Annotated in this window: 16 protein-coding genes and 1 pseudogene; 9 read left to right on the forward strand and 8 right to left on the reverse strand. The window is 63.3% G+C overall.

Features of this window, described 5'->3' with window-relative positions; all coding sequences use genetic code 11:
- The 6 genes and pseudogenes from AC1DSN_RS07780 to AC1DSN_RS07805 form a co-directional block, all read left to right on the forward strand.
- Positions 1 to 541: pseudogene (locus tag AC1DSN_RS07780) on the forward strand (alpha/beta hydrolase); the annotation flags it as partial.
- The gene (gene galE / locus AC1DSN_RS07785; RefSeq protein WP_063570469.1) at positions 538 to 1,542 is read left to right on the forward strand and encodes a UDP-glucose 4-epimerase GalE; all 1,005 of its coding nucleotides are present in this window, start codon (positions 538 to 540) and stop codon (positions 1,540 to 1,542) included. The pseudogene AC1DSN_RS07780 and the gene galE, both read left to right, overlap by 4 nt.
- Positions 1,539 to 3,167, forward strand: a complete 1,629-nt coding sequence (locus AC1DSN_RS07790; protein ID WP_477330187.1) for a hypothetical protein — start codon at positions 1,539 to 1,541, stop codon at positions 3,165 to 3,167. The genes galE and AC1DSN_RS07790 overlap by 4 nt, the downstream gene beginning before the upstream one ends.
- Positions 3,164 to 4,711 (forward strand): oligosaccharide flippase family protein, encoded by a 1,548-nt coding sequence (locus AC1DSN_RS07795; protein WP_477330189.1) that lies wholly within the window; start codon positions 3,164 to 3,166, stop codon positions 4,709 to 4,711. The genes AC1DSN_RS07790 and AC1DSN_RS07795 overlap by 4 nt, the downstream gene beginning before the upstream one ends.
- Positions 4,708 to 5,850, forward strand: coding sequence for a GNAT family N-acetyltransferase (locus AC1DSN_RS07800; RefSeq protein WP_477330191.1), 1,143 nt, complete (start codon positions 4,708 to 4,710; stop codon positions 5,848 to 5,850). Before AC1DSN_RS07795 ends, AC1DSN_RS07800 begins: the two co-directional genes overlap by 4 nt.
- 37 nt (positions 5,851 to 5,887) lie before the next feature.
- Positions 5,888 to 6,745 carry a TIGR04325 family methyltransferase gene (locus AC1DSN_RS07805; RefSeq protein WP_477330193.1) on the forward strand — a complete coding sequence of 286 codons (858 nt, stop codon included), beginning with the start codon at positions 5,888 to 5,890 and terminating at the stop codon, positions 6,743 to 6,745.
- A gap of 33 nt (positions 6,746 to 6,778) precedes the next feature.
- Here the strand turns inward: AC1DSN_RS07805 and AC1DSN_RS07810 are convergent, their stop codons facing one another.
- From AC1DSN_RS07810 to AC1DSN_RS07835, 6 genes are all read right to left on the reverse strand, one after another.
- Entirely contained in the window at positions 6,779 to 7,309 is a 531-nt protein-coding gene (locus tag AC1DSN_RS07810) for a hypothetical protein (RefSeq protein ID WP_477296231.1), read from the reverse strand.
- A gap of 165 nt (positions 7,310 to 7,474) precedes the next feature.
- The gene (locus AC1DSN_RS07815) at positions 7,475 to 7,939 is read right to left on the reverse strand and encodes a DUF6328 family protein (protein WP_477296230.1); all 465 of its coding nucleotides are present in this window, start codon (positions 7,937 to 7,939) and stop codon (positions 7,475 to 7,477) included.
- Between the two features lie 13 nt (positions 7,940 to 7,952).
- Positions 7,953 to 11,063 carry an efflux RND transporter permease subunit gene (locus AC1DSN_RS07820; protein ID WP_477330195.1) on the reverse strand — a complete coding sequence of 1,037 codons (3,111 nt, stop codon included), beginning with the start codon at positions 11,061 to 11,063 and terminating at the stop codon, positions 7,953 to 7,955.
- Entirely contained in the window at positions 11,063 to 12,196 is a 1,134-nt protein-coding gene (locus tag AC1DSN_RS07825) for an efflux RND transporter periplasmic adaptor subunit (RefSeq protein WP_477296228.1), read from the reverse strand. The genes AC1DSN_RS07820 and AC1DSN_RS07825 overlap by 1 nt, the downstream gene beginning before the upstream one ends.
- Complete coding sequence (locus AC1DSN_RS07830) at positions 12,193 to 13,467, reverse strand: TolC family protein (protein WP_477330197.1); 1,275 nt, start codon at positions 13,465 to 13,467, stop codon at positions 12,193 to 12,195. Before AC1DSN_RS07830 ends, AC1DSN_RS07825 begins: the two co-directional genes overlap by 4 nt.
- 71 nt (positions 13,468 to 13,538) lie before the next feature.
- On the reverse strand, positions 13,539 to 13,925 hold the full coding sequence (locus tag AC1DSN_RS07835; protein ID WP_477296226.1) for a hypothetical protein: 387 nt from the start codon (positions 13,923 to 13,925) through the stop codon (positions 13,539 to 13,541).
- Positions 13,926 to 14,057: 132 nt separating this feature from the next.
- Between AC1DSN_RS07835 and AC1DSN_RS07840 the strand changes: the two genes are divergently transcribed.
- From AC1DSN_RS07840 to AC1DSN_RS07850, 3 genes are all read left to right on the forward strand, one after another.
- Entirely contained in the window at positions 14,058 to 14,498 is a 441-nt protein-coding gene (locus tag AC1DSN_RS07840; protein ID WP_477330199.1) for a hypothetical protein, read from the forward strand.
- A gap of 115 nt (positions 14,499 to 14,613) precedes the next feature.
- On the forward strand, positions 14,614 to 15,063 hold the full coding sequence (locus tag AC1DSN_RS07845; RefSeq protein WP_477330201.1) for a hypothetical protein: 450 nt from the start codon (positions 14,614 to 14,616) through the stop codon (positions 15,061 to 15,063).
- Positions 15,064 to 15,338: 275 nt separating this feature from the next.
- On the forward strand, positions 15,339 to 15,995 hold the full coding sequence (locus AC1DSN_RS07850; RefSeq protein ID WP_477298462.1) for a hypothetical protein: 657 nt from the start codon (positions 15,339 to 15,341) through the stop codon (positions 15,993 to 15,995).
- A 23-nt stretch (positions 15,996 to 16,018) separates the two neighbouring features.
- Here the strand turns inward: AC1DSN_RS07850 and AC1DSN_RS07855 are convergent, their stop codons facing one another.
- On the reverse strand, positions 16,019 to 17,251 hold the full coding sequence (locus AC1DSN_RS07855; RefSeq protein WP_477330203.1) for a hypothetical protein: 1,233 nt from the start codon (positions 17,249 to 17,251) through the stop codon (positions 16,019 to 16,021).
- The coding region (locus AC1DSN_RS07860) for a glycosyltransferase (RefSeq protein ID WP_477330205.1) at positions 17,248 to 17,801 on the reverse strand (554 nt) is incomplete at its 5' end. The genes AC1DSN_RS07855 and AC1DSN_RS07860, both read right to left, overlap by 4 nt.

Raw genomic sequence — 17,801 nt, forward strand, 5'->3', positions numbered from 1 at the left:
CGCCGGCTGCGAGCGCTTTGTGCTCGTCGGCCTGTGTTCCGGCGCGCAGAACGCCCACGTGGTCGCCGCCACTGATCCGCGCGTATCCGGTGCTGTGTTCCTCGACGGTTATGCGTTCCGCACCCTCGGCTACAAGCTCAGGCACTACCTGCCACGGCTGGTCGACCCGGCGCGTTGGGCGCGCCGGCTCACGCGCCGCGGGGGCGGGGACGCTTCGGTCACTCCGAAGGCCGCCCAGCCTGTATTTGCCGTGGCACCGGCGCCGCGGGACGAAGTCATCGCGGATTTCACCGGCATGGTCGAGCGCGGGATGAAGCTCTACCTCGTCTACTCCGGTGGCATCAGCAACTACTTCAACCACGCGCGGCAGTTCCGCGAGTGCTTCGGCAAGGTGATGAGCCACCCGGCGGTCACCACGCGTTATGCCGCCGAGACCGACCACACCTACATCCTCACCGGTGACCGTGCCCGACTGCTCGAAGGGATCGGTGGCTGGCTCTCACACAACTTCCCGCCGGCGAACGCCGGGAGGCACCCATGAATACAGTCCTCGTCACCGGTGGCGCCGGATATATCGGTAGCCACACGGTGCAGCAACTGGTCGCCCGTGGCGATCGCGTGGTGGTGATCGACAACCTTTCCACCGGTTTTCGCGAAGCAGTCCGCGGTGCGGCTTTCGTCGAGGGGAACGTTGGCGACTGTGAACTGGTGTCGCGGACACTCGAGACCTACCAGGTGGACGCGGTGCTGCACTTTGCCGCCCATACCGTGGTGCCGGAGTCGATGAGCGACCCGCTCAAGTATTACGGCAATAACACCTGCAATACGCGGAACCTCCTGGCCTGCTGCGCGCAGGCTGGCGTGGACAAGTTCATCTTTTCCTCCACGGCGGCGGTATACGGTACGACCGACGCCGGTGTGGCTGACGAGAACACCCAGACACGGCCCATCAATCCGTACGGCACGTCGAAACTGATGTCGGAAACGATGCTCCGCGACTGGTCGGCGACGGGGGCGGTGCGGCATGTCATCCTGCGTTATTTCAACGTGGCCGGTTGCGATCCACTGGGGCGGATCGGCCATTCGACGCCGGAGGCCACGTTGCTGATCAAGGTGGCTTGCGAGCATGCGGTCGGCAAGCGCCGCAGCGTGTCCATCTATGGCACGGATTACGACACCCCCGACGGCACCGGTGTGCGCGACTATATCCACGTCGAAGACCTTGCAGCGGCGCACCTGCGGGCGCTGGATCACCTGCGTGATGGTGGTGCGTCGTTGACGCTCAACTGCGGCTACGGTCACGGCTATAGCGTGCGCGAAGTCGTCGATGCCGTTGCGCGCGTCGGCGGTCATGCCCTCAACATCATCGAGTTGCCACGGCGGCCCGGCGATATCCCCAAGCTCATCGCCTGCAGCGACCGGCTGCGCCAGGAGCTGGGCTGGACGCCACGTTATGACGACCTCGACTTCATCGTGCGCACCGCATTGACCTGGGAGTACCACCTGGCCGGCGCGAACCTGCCCACCGCGTCGGTGGCATGAAAACTCATTCGCTGTTCGTGATCGGCTGCCTGCTCGCGCTCACGGCGCCCCTGGCATCGCAGGGCGCTCGCTCCGCTGAGGCTGGCGTGGTCGCAGCGCAACGCATCAACGTGCAGCGTATCGCCGGGCAGGGCGACAACCTGCCTGTGTCCGTCGGTATTCCGTTACCGCCTGGCGCGCTGCGCGACACCGGGCAGCTGCGCATCCTCGACTCACATGGCAAGGAAGTGCCCGCCTCGGTAACACGCATGCTCACCTGGCATTTCCGTGATGGCAGCCTTCGCGCCGTGCGCGCCGAGTTCATGGCGGCGCCAGGGGCGTACTATTTCGCGCTGGGCCAGCCCCGTACCGCCGACGTGCCGGCATGGCCGTATTCACGAGGGATGGTCAAGGATCGTCCCGCGGCGCTGGGCACCTTGACGCCCGAGTGGCTCACCGCGTCGCTGATCGCCGGGCCCCAGTCTGTCGCCACGCGCGACGAACCTTATGCACGCTATGTCGATGCGCAGTTCAAATGGGCGGCGGCGATGCCGGTCAAGGACACCACCGCCTGGCTGTTCGACCGGCCGTCGACCCTGTTCAAGGCCTATGTACGCACCGGGCGAGCGGACTACCTCGAGGCGGCCGAAGAGAGCTATCGCTGGTATATGGCGGGTATCAAGCGTGACGGGCCGGCTGTGAGTCCGATCTGCGGTGGCGGCTGGCTGCCGGACGGGAAACCCTGCGACGTCAAGTACGTCTACATCGAGCCGATCCTGTTCGCTGTCGCGCTGACCGGCGACGACTCGATGCACGACGCTTCCACGGTCGCGAAGATGGCCGACTTGTGGAACAGCGGTGGCTGGAACGGCGCACCGGGACCTTACAAGCATCCCGATGACTATTTCACCGAGCGCCTCGCCGGACTGGGCCTGATCGAGACGGTGGCGGCTTTTGAACTCACTGGCGATAAAAGCTATCGMGAGCGGATCGAAGCACGCGTCGGCTGGTTGAGCGACCAGCAGCGTGCCAATCCGGACGGGCTGGGCGTCGACGGCTCCTGGCGGAACAGCTGGAACATGCATGAGAACGATCCGGGCGGCGCGGACGATGTGCGGGGTGCCTCGCCGTGGATGAGCGAGAACATCGTGGACGGCCTGTGGCACGCGTGGCTCGTGACGGACGATGCCCGCATCCCGCCGATGATCACCGCCTTCGGCGCGTATCTCGAGCGCTACGGCTGGATCGATCCCTCGTTACTCGTCCATCCGCACGACTGGCGCAACGAATGCTCCGGCGCCGGAGGGCAGATTGCCTGGTACTGGTCCTCGTCGCACGCGAAGACGGACGCCCTGATGAAGATCCAGGAGTCGGAGGGATGGTATAGCGATGGTCATACGGTCGAGCTGGGGTTGCCGGTGGCCGCCGCGTACTACTTCGAGAAAGATCCCGCGAAGGCGGYGGCGTTGAAGAAGCGCTTCGCCGCGCTTTCGTCGTCGTATAGCGAGTCCTGCGCGTCCATCTCGGACACGTTGCGCCGATTCAACTGGAACAATCGCGGTGCCGGCGTCGCGCAGTGGATGATGAAGCAGCCTCCGGGCTCCGGTCTCACGCATCCGTCGAACCTTCTCGGTAGCGCGCCATGAACCGTCGCGTTGCCGTGTTGCGCAGTATCGGTATCGTCACGGTGTCGACGTATATCGAGTATGCGCTCGGGCTGCTGATGAGCGTCTGGATCGCTCGTTCATTGGGGCCGGCGGATTTCGGTCGTTATGCGTTTACGGTCTGGCTCTGCGGCTGGCTGATCGTTTGTTCCAACCATGCGCTTACCACCTCGTCGACGAAGTTCATCGCCGAGGCGGACGGCATGGGCGACCCGGGGCTCGCGTCCAGTCTCGCCGCGCGATTCTCGCGCATCCAGACCGTCAGTTCGCTGGTCGTTATCGGACTCTTCGCCGCCATCGCGGCTCTTGCCAGTCCGGCCGAGTGGGGCACCTCGCTGCTACCGATCATGGTCCTGGTGGTGATCGCGGTCGTCGCCAAGTCCAACTATGCGGTACTCGTGGCCATCGGCAAGGGTCAGGAGCGCTTCGAGCCGGAGGCCATCGCCACGGTGGCCGGCGGCGTCGTCGGCATGCTCTTCGTGCTGGGTGCCATGGTGTTACACGCGGACCTGGTGACCTTCGTCGCCTTGTTCGCCGTCGCCTGTCTGCTGCTGAATCTCGTCAACCGTCTCTCGTACCGCCACTATTGTCGCCCGTTCRCACCCGGACCGATTCCCCCGGCCACGAACGCCCGGGTGAATCGACATCTGAAGCTGACCGCGGTCCTCGTGCTGATGGGCTCCTTCCGTGTGGGCACCATCGAGGTCTTCTTGCTGAACACGTTTTCGGGTTCGGTGGCCGTCGGTTACTTCGCCATCGCCGGGACGCTGACACGTGGCGCCGTTCAGCTGTTTTCGGTGGGTCTTACCTCAACGCTGCTGCCCTACATGGCGAAGACGTTCGGCGAGAGCGGCACAGCGCGTGCGGCACGCTTCCTCTCCGAGGCCACCCGTTTCTATTGGGCCGTGGGCATCGCTATTGCAGGCCTCGGCCTGGTCACCACGCCAGAGATCGTCAGGCTGATGTATGGCAATCGCTATGTAGACGCGATCCCGGCGATCGAAGCGACCCTCGTCCTGGGTGGGCTGCTGCTGATCGGCAACGGCATCGCCGCCTTCCAGACCGTGGTGGATCGCCAGGACGATCGCATACGCATCGCAACGGTCGCCGTCGCTGCCAATGCCGTGTTCGGTGTGGCGCTGATTCCGATGTTCGGTCTCGCGGGGGCGGTCGTCACGTACGCGGCCACGCGTATCGTCGAGATGGCGCTGGCCATTCATTACCTGCGCAAGGCGACCAGCGGCGCGCTGCCGGTCGCCGCCATGGCTCGATTGTTCGCGGTCGGCCTCGTGGCGACTGCCGCGGCGTGGGGCACCACCATGGCGACGCCCTCGCGCCTGGGTTTCCTGGCGGGCGCGGCCGTCTTTCTCGCCGTCTACGCTCCCATGAGCGTCATCGTTCGCTACTGGACAAATGACGACCTGCAGTTGATGGCCGGCATCAGCCGCCGTCTGGGGCCGCCAGGCCGTGTCTTCCTGCGTGCCCTTCAGTTCGTCCAGCCATCCGCGGTGAAGGCCAGTCCATGACTTACCTGAGCATCATCCTGCATACAGTCGATGAGCTTCGCGCCATACGCGATGAACTCGCCGCTGTGGCCGAACGCCCCGGAGCGGCCAGTGGCATCGTGCAACATCCGGACTGGATCGCTTTCGAGGTCGAGAGTCGGGACGACGGCACCGTGCCTCATGTGATCGTGGTGCGCGACAGCCAGGGTCGTGTCGCCGGCTACGCACCGCTATTGGCGATCGATCACACCGCGCGACTCGATCTGGCCGGGCGCAAGGTCAGGCTTTACCGGGGTGCGGCGCTGCGCCTGTTGGGCTCCGGTGTCGTCGCCAGCGACGAAGAACGTGCGACGGTGGAGCTTCTGGTGTCACGGCAGCTTGCCGGCGACAGCAGCGTCTGCGTGCTGCGCATCCAGGAAGCCGACCTGCCCAATCGATTGGCAGCTGCCTTGTCTCACGGGGGCGGTTTCCGTACGGTGGCGGCGAACCTTCTGGATCAGGTTCATTGGTCGATCGATCCGCAGCCGTCCTCCGAGGCGTGGCTTGCGGGGATGGACAAGAAGAAACGCGCCGATCAGGTCCAGCGAGTCGGCCGCGCCTATCGCAAGCTCGGTGGCGACGCCACGCTGCGCGTCTTCAATCGCGGCGATGAGATGGCCGAGTACTGCCGGCTCATGAACGAACTCTACGCGCGAACCTGGCATCACGCCGATCTGCCGATCGACTGGGAGGCACCCCAACGCCTTGCCTTGTTCCAACGATTGGCTGACGCGGGGCACCTCATCGGTCACGTCGTGATTCGGGACGGCAGGCCACTCGCTTATGTGCACGGTTATCGTCTTGGCGGCACGTATCTCGTCGACGACCTCGGCTACGACGACGAGGTAGCAAAGGTCGGCATAGGATCGGTCGCCGTGTTCCAGGCGGTGCGGGCCCTGATCGATCGCTTTCCGGGGGAACGGGTCAGCTTTGGCTACGGTGACAACCAGTACAAGCGTCTTCTCGCGACTCGCGTCGAATCCTGCGGTTCACTGTACGTCGTGCGTTCCACTCGCGCGACCGCGGGTTTTCACATGGTCGGCCCGGTTCGATGGGTTTACCGGGGGCTGCACCGCGTGCGCTCGGATATTCGAAAGAAATCCCTAGGTCGGACGACCTAAATCGCGGGAGGTATATTCGGCAAGGATGGGTCGGCGCATGCTGCCGTTGCCGAAGCTGCACGAGTTGTCCATGAACACCCATGTCGACTCCACCCGTACGGAGGCGACGGCACGGCTGCCGTTGCTACGCCAGTTTCAGGAAGCCCGTTACACCCGGCGATTCTTCGCCCACCATGCCCTGACGCACCATCTCTACCGGGGTGTCTTCGCCTCCTTCGACGAGGCCCAGGCGAGCATCCCGCCGTCGAGCGTCAGTGGCTACGACAATACCGAGTCCGCCGAGTTGTATCGTGAGCGGACCCGCCGGATCTTCATTAACGACTATCCGATGATCTACTGGCTGGGCCGTTGGTTCGCCGAAGGTGCACATCGTGTCTTCGATATCGGTGGACATATCGGCATCGCCTACTACGCCTATCAGAAGTACCTGGCCTATCCGTCGAGCCTGAACTGGACGGTGATGGACGTGCCCGCAGTGAACGCATCCGGAGCGCAATGGGCGACCCAGCACGATCCCTCCCGAAGGCTGCATTTTGCCGATGAGGTGGGGGCAGCCTCGGGTGCCGACGTACTGTTTGCCGCCGGATCGCTGCAGTACCTGAGCTATTCGCTCGAGGATGCACTCGCGGCGATGGCCCGTAAGCCGAAGTTTCTGCTGCTCAATTCCGTGCCCATCCATATGCGTGAGTCGTATTTCACGGTGCAGAACATCGGTACGGCGTGTTGTCCGTACCGGATCACGGCGGAACGGGAATTCCTCGGTGGCCTCGCAAAGCTCGGCTACGAACTGCAGGACCGCTGGGAGAATCCACTACGGTCCTGCATCATTCCGTTTCATCCGGAACGCTCACTGGATCGGTACTTCGGCTTCGCGTTTCGTCTTGGCGCATCGTGAATGCGACGTCGGCAAACAGCCACGATCGCGACGCTAGCGAGAAAGATCTTCGATCGTCAGGTTTGTCCTTTTGTGCGCCTTCAGTGTCTTCAGCTGATCGTCGTCAAACGTGGCGAAGTTGTCGATGCAGACACGGTCGGGCGAGGCCCCGTTCCGTGAGATCTCCACGCCGGCGATGACGTCGGCGGAATAGGTGTAGTAGCCGTAACTACCGGTCTGCACGACGTCGTGGTCGATTTCCTCGAGAGTTTTGCCGTTCGCACCAAAATACCGGGCGTGTACAGCGCCGCCGTTCCCACTCGATGACCAGATGCCGAAGTAGATACTCGCGACCGGCTTGTTCAGTCTGAAGGAAACGAAGCCCGGACCACTCAGCAAAACGTAGGTACCATCGCCATAGGAAGGCAGGGGCTTTACAGCCGCGTAGAGGTCGGTGAGTCGATGCTCGCCAGGTGTATCGGTGCGGATGGATAGCCAGGTACCCGGCATCTCATCTTTCATAATGAGGCCAGGGGCGAAGCTTTCGAAGGATTCACGTATCCATGAGGGAGCACGGTCTGCCACGGCATTCTCCTTTTGCGCAGGCTGGGATGTGGCTTGATCGTCACTTTCTGTGGCCTCTGATTCAAGTGCATGGCGAGGTCGATCGCTACGAAGAAAGGGCAGGGTAGAACGCAAGTCATTGAAGGTTCGCGCTGTCCGTGCCCTTGCATCCAGAGGGTGCACAAGCTAGACGTGCCCGCGACCGCGTAGCCACCAGGGGAGGCCCCACCACATCAGCGCAATCAGCGTCCCGAGTGCTGCTGCCGCGATGTTGCCCAAGGTGTCGCCCATCACCGCAGACAACACCAGTTGGGTGACCAGCACCAGGGCGACAGCCAGCGTCACCGCGCCCGCCAGCATCTGTCGTCCCGCGATCACCTTGAACTGCTCGCGGTCGCGCAGTGGGCGGATCAGCCGATGCTGGATCGCCGGCCCGCTTAGCATGACCAGGCTGATCAGCGAGAAGACGAAGGTCGCAAGAAAGATATGTTGCTCGTGCCCGACCAGCCTGGCGAAGCCGGGCGCGAACGGAACGGCAATCAGGAAGCCCGATAGGAGTTGCGAAGCCGGTAGCAGGACGCGTAGTTCGCCCAGCAGATCGGTGAGATCGCCGTCGCCGTTGGCCTCAGTATCATCGAATGTGGAAGACATGGGTGTGCTCCTGTCAGGAAAGGGATGCTCGTGTGACCCTGCGCTGCTCCATCCAGTCGTAGAGTAGGGGAAGCAAGACGAGCGTGAGTAACGTCGAGGTGATCAGCCCGCCCACGACGACTGTCGCCAACGGTCGCTGCGTTTCTGCCCCGACGCCGGACGAGAGCAACATGGGCACCAGTCCAAGGATCGCCACGCTGGCGGTCATCAATACGGGGCGTAGTCGCAGTGCCGTACCCCGGATGACCGCATCGCGCGCGCTCAACCCCGCCTTCTGCTGCTCGTTTAAGAAGCTCACCAGGACAATGCCGTTCAACATCGCTACGCCGAACACGGCAATAAAGCCGATGGCAGAGGGCACCGAGAGGTACTGCCCGGTGACGAACAATCCGACGATGCCCCCGATCACGGCGAAGGGCACGTTGGCCAGGATCAGGAACGCATAGCGCACTGAATTGAAGGCGGTGTAGAGCAGGACGAAGATGAAGAAGATCGTCGCCGGCACGATGATCGAAAGGCGCTTTAACGCACGCTGCTGGTTCTCGAAGGCGCCGCCCCATTCGGTGTAATAGCCGGTCGGCAGCTTCACGGCCTGCGCCAACTTGGCGTTGGCCTCCTGGACGAAGCCATCGATATCGCGGCCGCGCACGTCCATCTGGATCACCGCGTACCGCTGCAGCTGTTCGCGGCGGATGAACGAGTAGCCTTCGGCCGTGCTGACCCTGGCGACCTGCGACAGCTGAACCAGTGCGCCCGAAGGCGTACGGACCGGTATCCGTTCGATGGCGGACAATGAGGCTTTGTTCGCGTCGTTCAGACGAACAGCGATATCGAAGCGTTTGACGCYGTCGAGCAAGGTACCCACGGGTTCGCCACCGATACCGTTACGGACCACCGTGAGGATGTCGTCCGCGTTGAGGCCGTATCGAGCCAGGGCATCACGGTCGATTTCGATGCGGATCTGCGGTTTGCCGATGTTCGCTTCCAGGCCCAGATCCGCGACGCCGGGCACGGTGGCCAGGGTGTCCTTGATTCTCGCGCTCAGCCGATCCAGTTCGGCCAGGTCATTGCCGTAGAGCTTCAATGCCAGGGTCGCGCGCACGCCGGAAATGAGCTCTTCGATGCGCATCTGAATCGGCTGCGTATAGCTGACCACGGCGGTCGGAAGGATAGCCGTGAGTTCGGTCTGCATCGCTTCCTCGATGCTTTCCAGCGTTTGTCCTGCGCGCCACTGGTCCTTCGGCTTGAGCGGGGTGTAGACCTCCATGTAATTCACGTCGGCGGTCTCGCCTTTCTCCGCGCGGCCGATCATGGAAAGGGTCGTTTCGACTTCGGGGAACGTCGCCTTGATTCGTTGCGCGACCTGGTTGGAGATATCGATCGATTCCTCGAGTGAGGCGGAGGGAATCGAGGTGATTCGCCACATGATCGCCCCCTCCCGGAGGTTGGGCATGAACTCCTTACCAAGAAACGGAAAGAGTGCCAGGCTGCCGACCAGCGCTGCCACGGCCATGCCGATCACCGCCTTGCGGTGGCTCAGCGACCAGATCAGTACACGGGCGTAGCCGCGTTTCAGATACGCGACCAACCGGGTGTCCTTTTCCGCCTTCGGCTTGAGCATGAGTGCCGCGAGCACGGGGATCAGCGTCAGGGCGAGAATCAACGAGCCGGCCATGGCGAAGGTGATATTGAAGGCCATCGGCTTGAACATCTTGCCTTCCAGGCCCTGCAGGCTGAACAACGGCAGGAAGACGACGATGATGATGCCGATCGCGAACGCGATCGGGCTTGCCACTTCACGGGCCGCCTCGAGCACGGCCGCGGTCCTGTCGACGTGCCCGCCATGCGCTTTGCGCTCAGCCATGATGCGGAAGGCGTTCTCGACCATCACCACCGAGCCATCGACCATCATGCCGATACCGATCGCCAGGCCCGCCAGCGACATGAGATTGGCTGAGAGCCCGGCCTTCTCCATGCCTATGAATGCGATCAGCATCGCCAGTGGCAAGGTCACCACGACGATCAGGGCGCTGCGCAATTCGCCCAGGAACAGGAACAGGACGATAGCGACGAGGATCGAACCCTCGACCAGCGCCCGCACCGCGGTGCCGACCGCCGCATTGACCAGGTCGGTGCGCTCGTAGACGGGTTTGATGGTGGTGCCGGCGGGTAGCGACTGCTTGACCGTGTCCAGCTTGGCTTTCACCGCATCGACCACGCTCTTGGCGTTCTCGCCGATACGGGCCAGCGCCTGGCCCATCACGACTTCCTTGCCATCGCGAGTGACCGCGCCGGTACGCGGGGCGCCCGCCTCGATGATGGTGGCGACGTCGCGCACGTAGATGGGTGTGCCGTCGTCGGTCTTCAGGACGATATTGCCGATGTCGGCGGCATTCCTGACCAGGCCCAGGCCACGAACCAGGTACTGCTCACGACCCACGTCGATGAAGTTGCCGCCGACCTGGGCGTTGTTGGCTTCCAGTGCCTGCATCACTTCCTTGAAACCAAGGTTGTGTGCGATCAATCGCATCGGGTCGACCTGCACCTGATACTGCTTCTCCTGGCCGCCCCAGGAGGTGACATCGTCCACGCCGGGTGCCGTGCGCAGGATCAGCCGCACAGTCCAGTCCTGCAAGGTGCGCAGGTCCATGTCCGAAGGAGCGTTCTTCAGTTTTTCATCGGCGCGCTCGACCGTATACCAGAACACCTGTCCCAGGCCCGAGGTATTGGGACCCATCTCCGGCTTGCCATAGCCCGCCGGCAAGCGATCGCCGACCTGCTGCAGACGCTCGTTGACCAGCTGGCGAGCGAAGTAGATGTCCATGTCATCGGTGAAGTAGACAGAGACGTAGGACAGACCGAAAAGGCTGACGGAGCGAATCTCTTCGACCTTCGGCAGGCCGGCAAGTGCCGACTCCACGGGAGTCGTCAGCAACTGCTCGACATCTTCGGCGGCGAGACCCGAGGCCTCCGTGTAGACGTTCACCTGCACGGGCGTGACGTCCGGGAAGGCATCGATCGGCAAGGTGCGAACGGCCTGAAAACCGACCAAGCCAATCACCGCGAAGATGATCAGGACCAGCACTTTGTATTTGAGGGAGAGTTCGACCAGACGCTCGAGCATCAGTCTTCTCCAAGCTGCGAACGCAGGATACGGGCCTTCAGCGCGAACGCGCCTTTGCGCACGTAGGGCGCGCCTGCAGCGAGACCCTGCTTGATTTCGGTCCAGCCGTCGCGTGTGTCGCCCACCTCCACCGGGACCGGTTCAAACTGGCCGGGCTTCTGGCCGCGGACGAAGACCGTGGCCTGGTTCTGCAAGAGCACGACGGCCTCGGCGGGCACAGCCAGCTGCCGCGTGTTCGAGGTGATGGCGATGCGGCTCTCCACCAGCTCCCCTGGGTGCAGCACGTCCTTCTCGTTGGCCACCTGGATGCGGACATCGACGGTGCGGGTTTTTTCATCCGTCTGGTGCGATCGCTGCACGACCTTGCCGGGTAGTTCGCTGCCGTGCGCGACGATCGTTACCGTATCGCCTTCCTTCACCTGTTCGGCGGCGGCAGGGGACAGGCGCGCCTCGACCCACACGGACGACTCGGTGACCAGGGTGAACAAAGGACGGCCAGGTTCGATCCGTTCACCGACCAGGAACGCATCGGTCGTCACGCGTCCGGCACGCGGGGCGAGCAACTCGAAGCTACCGTCCGCTGCGGACGAGCCTCGCTTGATCAGATGGGCGATCTGCCCCTCGGATAAGCCATATGCCCTGAGCTTTGCCTTGGCCTGGTCGCGCTGCACCAGGGCTTCGTTATAGCGACGCGCCGAGACCGCCTGTGCGCCGAGTGCGGCCACGCGCTGCCAATCCTGGCTGGCTACGATGAGCTGGCCTTGTGTCTCGGCCACCTCGACGCTGGACAGCACGACGAGCGGTGCGCCGGCAGTGACGATGTCGCCCAGCCTCGCTTTGCGGGCGACGACCTGGGACGCGACCCGGGGCGAGACCAGTACGGTGTTGTAGGCGTCGACTTTGACCTCGCCGGGTGCCTTGAACTGGTCGGACACGGTGCGGAAGGTAAGGGTGTCGACGACGATGCCGGCGGTCTTGATCGCGGCGGCATCGAGGACGAGAGGGTTGCTCGCCGCAGGCTCATCGGCGGCCGTCGCACGGGCATCTTCCGCGCATGCGGCAAGGGACAGACCGCCGAGCAACACGGTAAGCGAGAGGCTCAGGACGGTAGAACGGAGCAGTGGCGTCGTCATCGGGAAGTGTCCTTGAAGGGTCCGTCGATCCATTCGGTCAGACGACCGGAGGCGGCGAGGTAATCGAACCAGGCCTGCCAGGTCTGGCTTTCCAGCGCGCGGCCGGAGAGCGCCGTATCGAGGCTCTGTTTGAGTTGCACGAGGTAGTCCGAGGTGCCGATCTCGCTGGCTTGCCACAACTTCTCGAGGGTCTGGATGCGTTCGTCGAAGGCGTTGGCGCGGCTTTGCCGGAACGATTCCGCCGCGCCACGCAGGGCGGTGTAGGTGGCCTGGGCCTGCGTGAGGCCGGCGTTCGAGCGCAGCGTGGTCGCCCGTCGTGAGGCGAAAGCCGCGTCGGCGTCAGCTTGTGCGGCGGCGATCTCGGCACGACCGGTGTTCAATATCGGAATCGGAATGGAAAGGCTGACGCCGACGACACGATCGGTGCGCGTGCCGCTTCGCACATGCCCGCCGGTCAGGCTCACCGTCGGATCGGGCCGCTGCGCGCGCTGGGCGACCACGACGCCGGCCTCGGCACGGTCCTGATCCGCTTGTGCCTGAAGCCACTCCGGGCGGTCGGTCAGCGCCACAGGAACGACTAGCCCGGCGCTCGGCGGCAGGGCCGGAGGCAGTCCGGGCAGCGCGTCCCCTGCGTCCCCGCCGACCGTGGCCAGGGCCGCCACAGACGCAGCCTCCTGGCCCGCCAGGGACGCCTGTTGGATCTGCGCCTCGCCGAGGGCCAGGGCCGCCAGGTCGCGTTCGGAACTGCTGATGTCGCCCACCTTCAGACGCTGGGCGGCGAGCTCGTCGAAACGTCCCATCAGGGCCAGGCGTCGGCGACCCAGTTCGGTTTGTTCCCGCGCCAGCATCGCGCCGGCCCAGGCCTTCAACCAGTCCGCGGCGATATCACGACGCGCGAGTGTGTAGGCTGCCTGCCGCGCCCGCACGTCCGCATCGCTCTCGATGGTCCGGGCCCGGCGTTTGCCGGAGAGGTCCAGCGCCAGGCTCGCACCGACCGTACGGCGATCGACGTCGGCGTTCTCGCCCTCCAGTTGCACCGAGGGGTTGTAGAGCGGTTGGGCGGCGGCGCGAGCACGTGCCTGAGCGGCGCGCAGGGCCGCGTCGGCAAGCTGCACCTGCGGGCTGTTGGCCCACAGGTCATGGACCGCGGATTGCAGCGCGGGAGGCGCGAGGAGGACTGGCGCTGGGTCCTCCGCATAAGGAGAAGCGGAAACAGTGGCGGCAAGGAACACGCACACGGCGCCCCAGGGCGCTGCACGCAACAAGAACATGGGGAAATCTCCTGAAAACCAGCAACGATCGACGCACCCGATTTATCGGGCGAGCGTCGGAGACGAGGGTTTCAGGCGATAGGAGGCCGTAGCGGCGAACGATTGAACAGCAGCCTCGGCGCCGCCGGTAGATGGCTGACGACGGCGGGCAAGCCGATGACAGCGGCCAGAACAGGCAGGGTCGCCGGCAACGCCGTCGCGTGCGCACAGGCACAGTGGCAGCCGCCAGCTTCACCGAGCAGGCATGTGTCACCCTCGTCCGCAGACGACGTCGCCGCTGCGACCACGCTCTCGATCGTTGTGTGATCGCCGGGCGGCACGTTGGATGCCACACGGGGGCCGTCCAGCACGCACACGGTTCCCGCCGCGATCTTGATCATCAGCGCCGCGATCAATAGCAACCAGCCCCCTTTGTGGCGGCGCAGGCGCTGAAGCAGCGTGGGAAGGGTGCGGGACATGGTCGGGATGCTAGGGGATCGCCTGCCTGTTAGACAATTCCATCGTGCAATCGGACACATTTTTCAGAATGATCCGATATCCGATGCTGCGGGGGACCCCTAGTCTTCCGGCCCATGATCTGGAAGAAATCGATGATCGCGGCCGTCTCGGCTGCCCTGGTGAGGCGCTACCCGGCGCCCTGGACCGCGCTGATGTTCGCCGTGGTCCCCGTGCTGTTGCGTTGTGTATCGTCGTATGACGGGGGCGCACTGTTGGTCTGCGTCGGGCACGATGGCTTCCGATCGGCGCCCGCCGTCGGGGCAGTCGTCTTCGCATTGAGCTTCGTCGGGTTCCTCAAGTACAGCTCGCTCACCGACTTATTGGCGTACGCGCTTTGGCTGGTGACGTTTCTGTCCGTGGCCATACTGGGGATCGTGATGTTCGAGGCTTTCGGACCACCGGAGCAGTGGAGCGGCTCGCTCTCACTGCCGGCGACAGTAGTGTTCAGTGGCTGCGCCGGCGTGATCTCGGGCGCAGTCCTAAGAGCCGCATGTCTCTTCTGTAGGAGCCGCTTCAGCGGCGATGGGTGCTAGCGACAAGGCAAGGAATTCGCCCGTTCACGCACCCTGTACGGACGCGGTGAAAGATTCTCCGCCAGGAAGCGTTCCATGCAGCCTGACCCGGCTGCGGCGGTAAAGGGGAGTGGCGATGAACGGCAAGGGAAGCAGGTCACTGCTATGGATGGCGTGCGTTCTTCTGGCAGTCTGGTCCGCGGCGAGCGTGGCCCATGAGACCAGGGATAAGGCATCCGGCTGCCTCAGAAAGGTGGACTGGAAGGCGACGGCGTTTGGCGCCCAGGACGATCCGGATGAGATTTTTATCTCCGCGGAGGCATTCGACGAGCTCGCGGGCTGCCTGGTGCAAGTGGGTGTCGCGTCTGGCGGACCGGCAGGAAGGATCGTCCACCGGGGGCTTATCTACGTAAGGTCGCCTCAGTATCCCGGAGCGTGTGACGAGCTCAAGACGGATGCGGTTCGTTATGCGTTGTGTACGGGCGCGCGTGGGCCTGCGACGCACGATCCGAAGCTGATCGGCTGCGAGAATGAGTATTGCGATTTTAGTGTCGCGGATACGCGGCTTCGGTTTGGCCAGCCGTAACGTGTGGCTCTCGCTCGGTGGGAGCCGATTCATCGGCGATCCAAACCGTGTCGTAACCCCCATCGCCGATGAATCGGCTCCTACAACAGCAGGATTTGGGGAGTTCGAAGTCGTTTAACTTCTATGGGCTAAATCGGAAACCATTCCCCTAAATTAGGATAGGGGCTCAAAATTGAAATCATTCTTTGCTCTGCGAGAAATCATCGCTTGGTGCATGAATGAACTTATGCTTTGGCAAGGGGGGTCCATTGCACGAGATTTGAAAAGGAGCTGTTATGAAGAAGCACGGAAGCCAGGTTGTATTGTTTTTTTTGTGCGTATTCTTTTCGCTTTCGTCCGTCGCCGATATATCTACGAGCGTGGACAGCACGCCTGAGTGCCTGAAAAAAGTGAATTGGGAGAAAGACGCATCCACACCTGCTGACGATCGTAAGGTGCATGGGGAATTTTTCGAAGAAGGTACCGAGCGAGTTTATGTCGCGTCTAAGACCTTCGATAAGCTGTCCGGATGCGCGTATGAGAATTTTCGCGACGGTATCGATGGGGACGTGCCTATGTCGGAAGATGTGGATCTTGATTTTAAGTTTCACACTTACTCATCTTTGGCAAAGTTCAGGGATCTAGATGAACGTGTTGATTTGTTGCTTGGGGGAGGTAGTGCGAGCAAGCCGACTGTCTTTGTACATGCGAATTCGCCAGGTTCCCCCATCGCAACCATTATCCATGACGGCGTTTCCTATACGAGGAACCCTAATTTTTCGGAGTATTGCGACGGCTTCAAGGAAAATACCGAGGATTACGAATGGTGCACGGGCAAGCGCCAGCCTGGCCCGCAAGATCCTCGTCTGAGGGCTTGCGCGAATCAGTACTGTCCGAAGGAGTGCACGGGCTCGGCCTGCGGCCACATTCGCGACGTGCAGAGACCAAATTAGGGTGGTCGCGTGGTCGTGCGGAGTTACTGCGGCAGTGGGTTTGCGACGGCGTTTTCCCGCTGCCGCAGGATCGCCGATGAATCGGCTCCTACAGGTGCGATAGCCGCTTTGCCGGGTTTGGGGAGCTCGAAGTCGCGGTAGCGGCCGGGGTCGCCGGTCATGCCGGCTTCGGCGGCCTTGGCGATGTTGTACATCTCTCGGGCGGTGACGTAGTGCAGGACGTAGTCGCAGCCGTCGTTGTACGTCGACTCCAGGTAATCGTGCATGGCGTCGACAGGCTGGCCGAGGAGGGTGTCCATGTCGCCCTCTTGCGTGCCGTGGGTGTGGATCTTGATGAAGGTCCACTCCGGCCGGCCTTCGACATGGATACCCGTACGCACCCATTGGTCCACGCGAGACGGCGTGGGYGGTGAGCCACGGCGGATATCGGAGTTCTCGATGCGCGGGATGATGCCGAAGCGGCGGCTCTTCCAGTTCAGGCCGAGCACGCCCTGGACGATCAGCAGGTCGCCCGACGGCTCGCCGCCGACACGCATGCGTACGCCGGTATCGTGCGACTTGCACTTATGCGGGTCGTCGGTGGCGTAGTAGATGGCATTCGACATTCGCGTCTGCGTATCGCTAGGCGCCGAAGGCAGAGTGAAGTCGGCGTAGCAACCAAGCTCGCGCAACAGGATCAATTCGTTGTTGATACCGCACCAGCGGCCATCCGCGCGTGAGTTATCCAGGCACCAGTTGCCGTGGATAAAGGCGAAACGCAGCTGGCCAGTCACCGGGTCGCGCGGCAACGCGTTGTGCTTGTCGTGCAGCAGCCGGTTGAAACGATCGATCGTGGCGACGAAGTTTTCCGGCGTGTCGTTGTCGTGGTGGAGGTGGATCTCGATCTCGCCGTAGCCATCGGCACAGAGCGACTCGATCTTGTCGAGGTGCTCCTCCACGTATTCTTCTTCGGGATAGAAAAAGCTGTGCTGCGGCACGCGGCCGTCGGCGTCGCGGTGACGCGAGGCCAGGGCGCGGTAGTCGGTGCACCAGCGATCGACGCGACGGCGCTGCGTGTCCATGTCTACCCGGCCCCAGTTCGGCTCGAAGTGGTCGACAAAGCAGAACATGACGTGCACGGGGCCCAATACCTCCGGCCGCTTTTGCCGGGTGAGGTAGCCCCACAGCCAGTACTGCATGTTGCGCGCGCGGATCGCCACCGTCACCGCGGCGGCGAAAGCGAGCAGGAGAAAGACGATCAGGGCGAGGACGATCACGCGGCGACTCCGGCTGGCACCAGGGTGAGCAACTGCTCGGCGTTGTTGCGCCACTGCCGCTCGCTGGCGATGTAGTCACGCGCGGCATGACCCACGCGCCTGCGTTCATCGGTCAGCCGGGCCAGCTTGAGCACGCGCTCGACGCAGGCGGCGGCGTCGCCGTGCGGGAACAACCATCCCGTGCGGCCATCGGCGATCACTTCGGCGACCGGCGCGTAATCCGGTGCGACCATGGGAACGCCCATGCCCATGAACTCGAACAGTTTCATGGGAGAGCCGTAGTGATTGGAATTCGGCAACACGGCATAGTCCATGCAGGCGATCCAGCTGGCGACGTCCTCGTGGGGCACCCGGCCGGGCAGGAGCACACGGTCGCTCAGGCCCCGCTCGGCGACCAGGGCGCGCACCGCGGGGAGCGTCTTGCCGTCGCCGACGAAGACCAGGGCCAGCTCCGGCACGTCGTGAAGACGGCTGGCGATGGCCTCGACGAAGTCGTCCACGCCATGCCAATGGGCGAAGGCGCCGATATGCCCGCACACGGTGCGGCCGC

The organism is Luteibacter sp. P4_D7_3 (assembly GCF_056401735.1).

What these genes read in the sequence shown, in the direction of transcription:
- galE (WP_063570469.1), top strand. Translation starts at nt 538, where the DNA reads ATGAATACAGTCCTCGTCACCGGTGGCGCCGGATATATCGGTAGCCAC.
- AC1DSN_RS07800 (WP_477330191.1), top strand. Translation starts at nt 4,708, where the DNA reads ATGACTTACCTGAGCATCATCCTGCATACAGTCGATGAGCTTCGCGCC.
- AC1DSN_RS07805 (WP_477330193.1), top strand. Translation starts at nt 5,888, where the DNA reads ATGCTGCCGTTGCCGAAGCTGCACGAGTTGTCCATGAACACCCATGTC.
- AC1DSN_RS07815 (WP_477296230.1), bottom strand. Translation starts at nt 7,939, where the DNA reads ATGTCTTCCACATTCGATGATACTGAGGCCAACGGCGACGGCGATCTC.
- AC1DSN_RS07825 (WP_477296228.1), bottom strand. Translation starts at nt 12,196, where the DNA reads ATGACGACGCCACTGCTCCGTTCTACCGTCCTGAGCCTCTCGCTTACC.
- AC1DSN_RS07830 (WP_477330197.1), bottom strand. Translation starts at nt 13,467, where the DNA reads ATGTTCTTGTTGCGTGCAGCGCCCTGGGGCGCCGTGTGCGTGTTCCTT.
- AC1DSN_RS07835 (WP_477296226.1), bottom strand. Translation starts at nt 13,925, where the DNA reads ATGTCCCGCACCCTTCCCACGCTGCTTCAGCGCCTGCGCCGCCACAAA.
- AC1DSN_RS07840 (WP_477330199.1), top strand. Translation starts at nt 14,058, where the DNA reads ATGATCGCGGCCGTCTCGGCTGCCCTGGTGAGGCGCTACCCGGCGCCC.
- AC1DSN_RS07845 (WP_477330201.1), top strand. Translation starts at nt 14,614, where the DNA reads ATGAACGGCAAGGGAAGCAGGTCACTGCTATGGATGGCGTGCGTTCTT.
- AC1DSN_RS07850 (WP_477298462.1), top strand. Translation starts at nt 15,339, where the DNA reads ATGAAGAAGCACGGAAGCCAGGTTGTATTGTTTTTTTTGTGCGTATTC.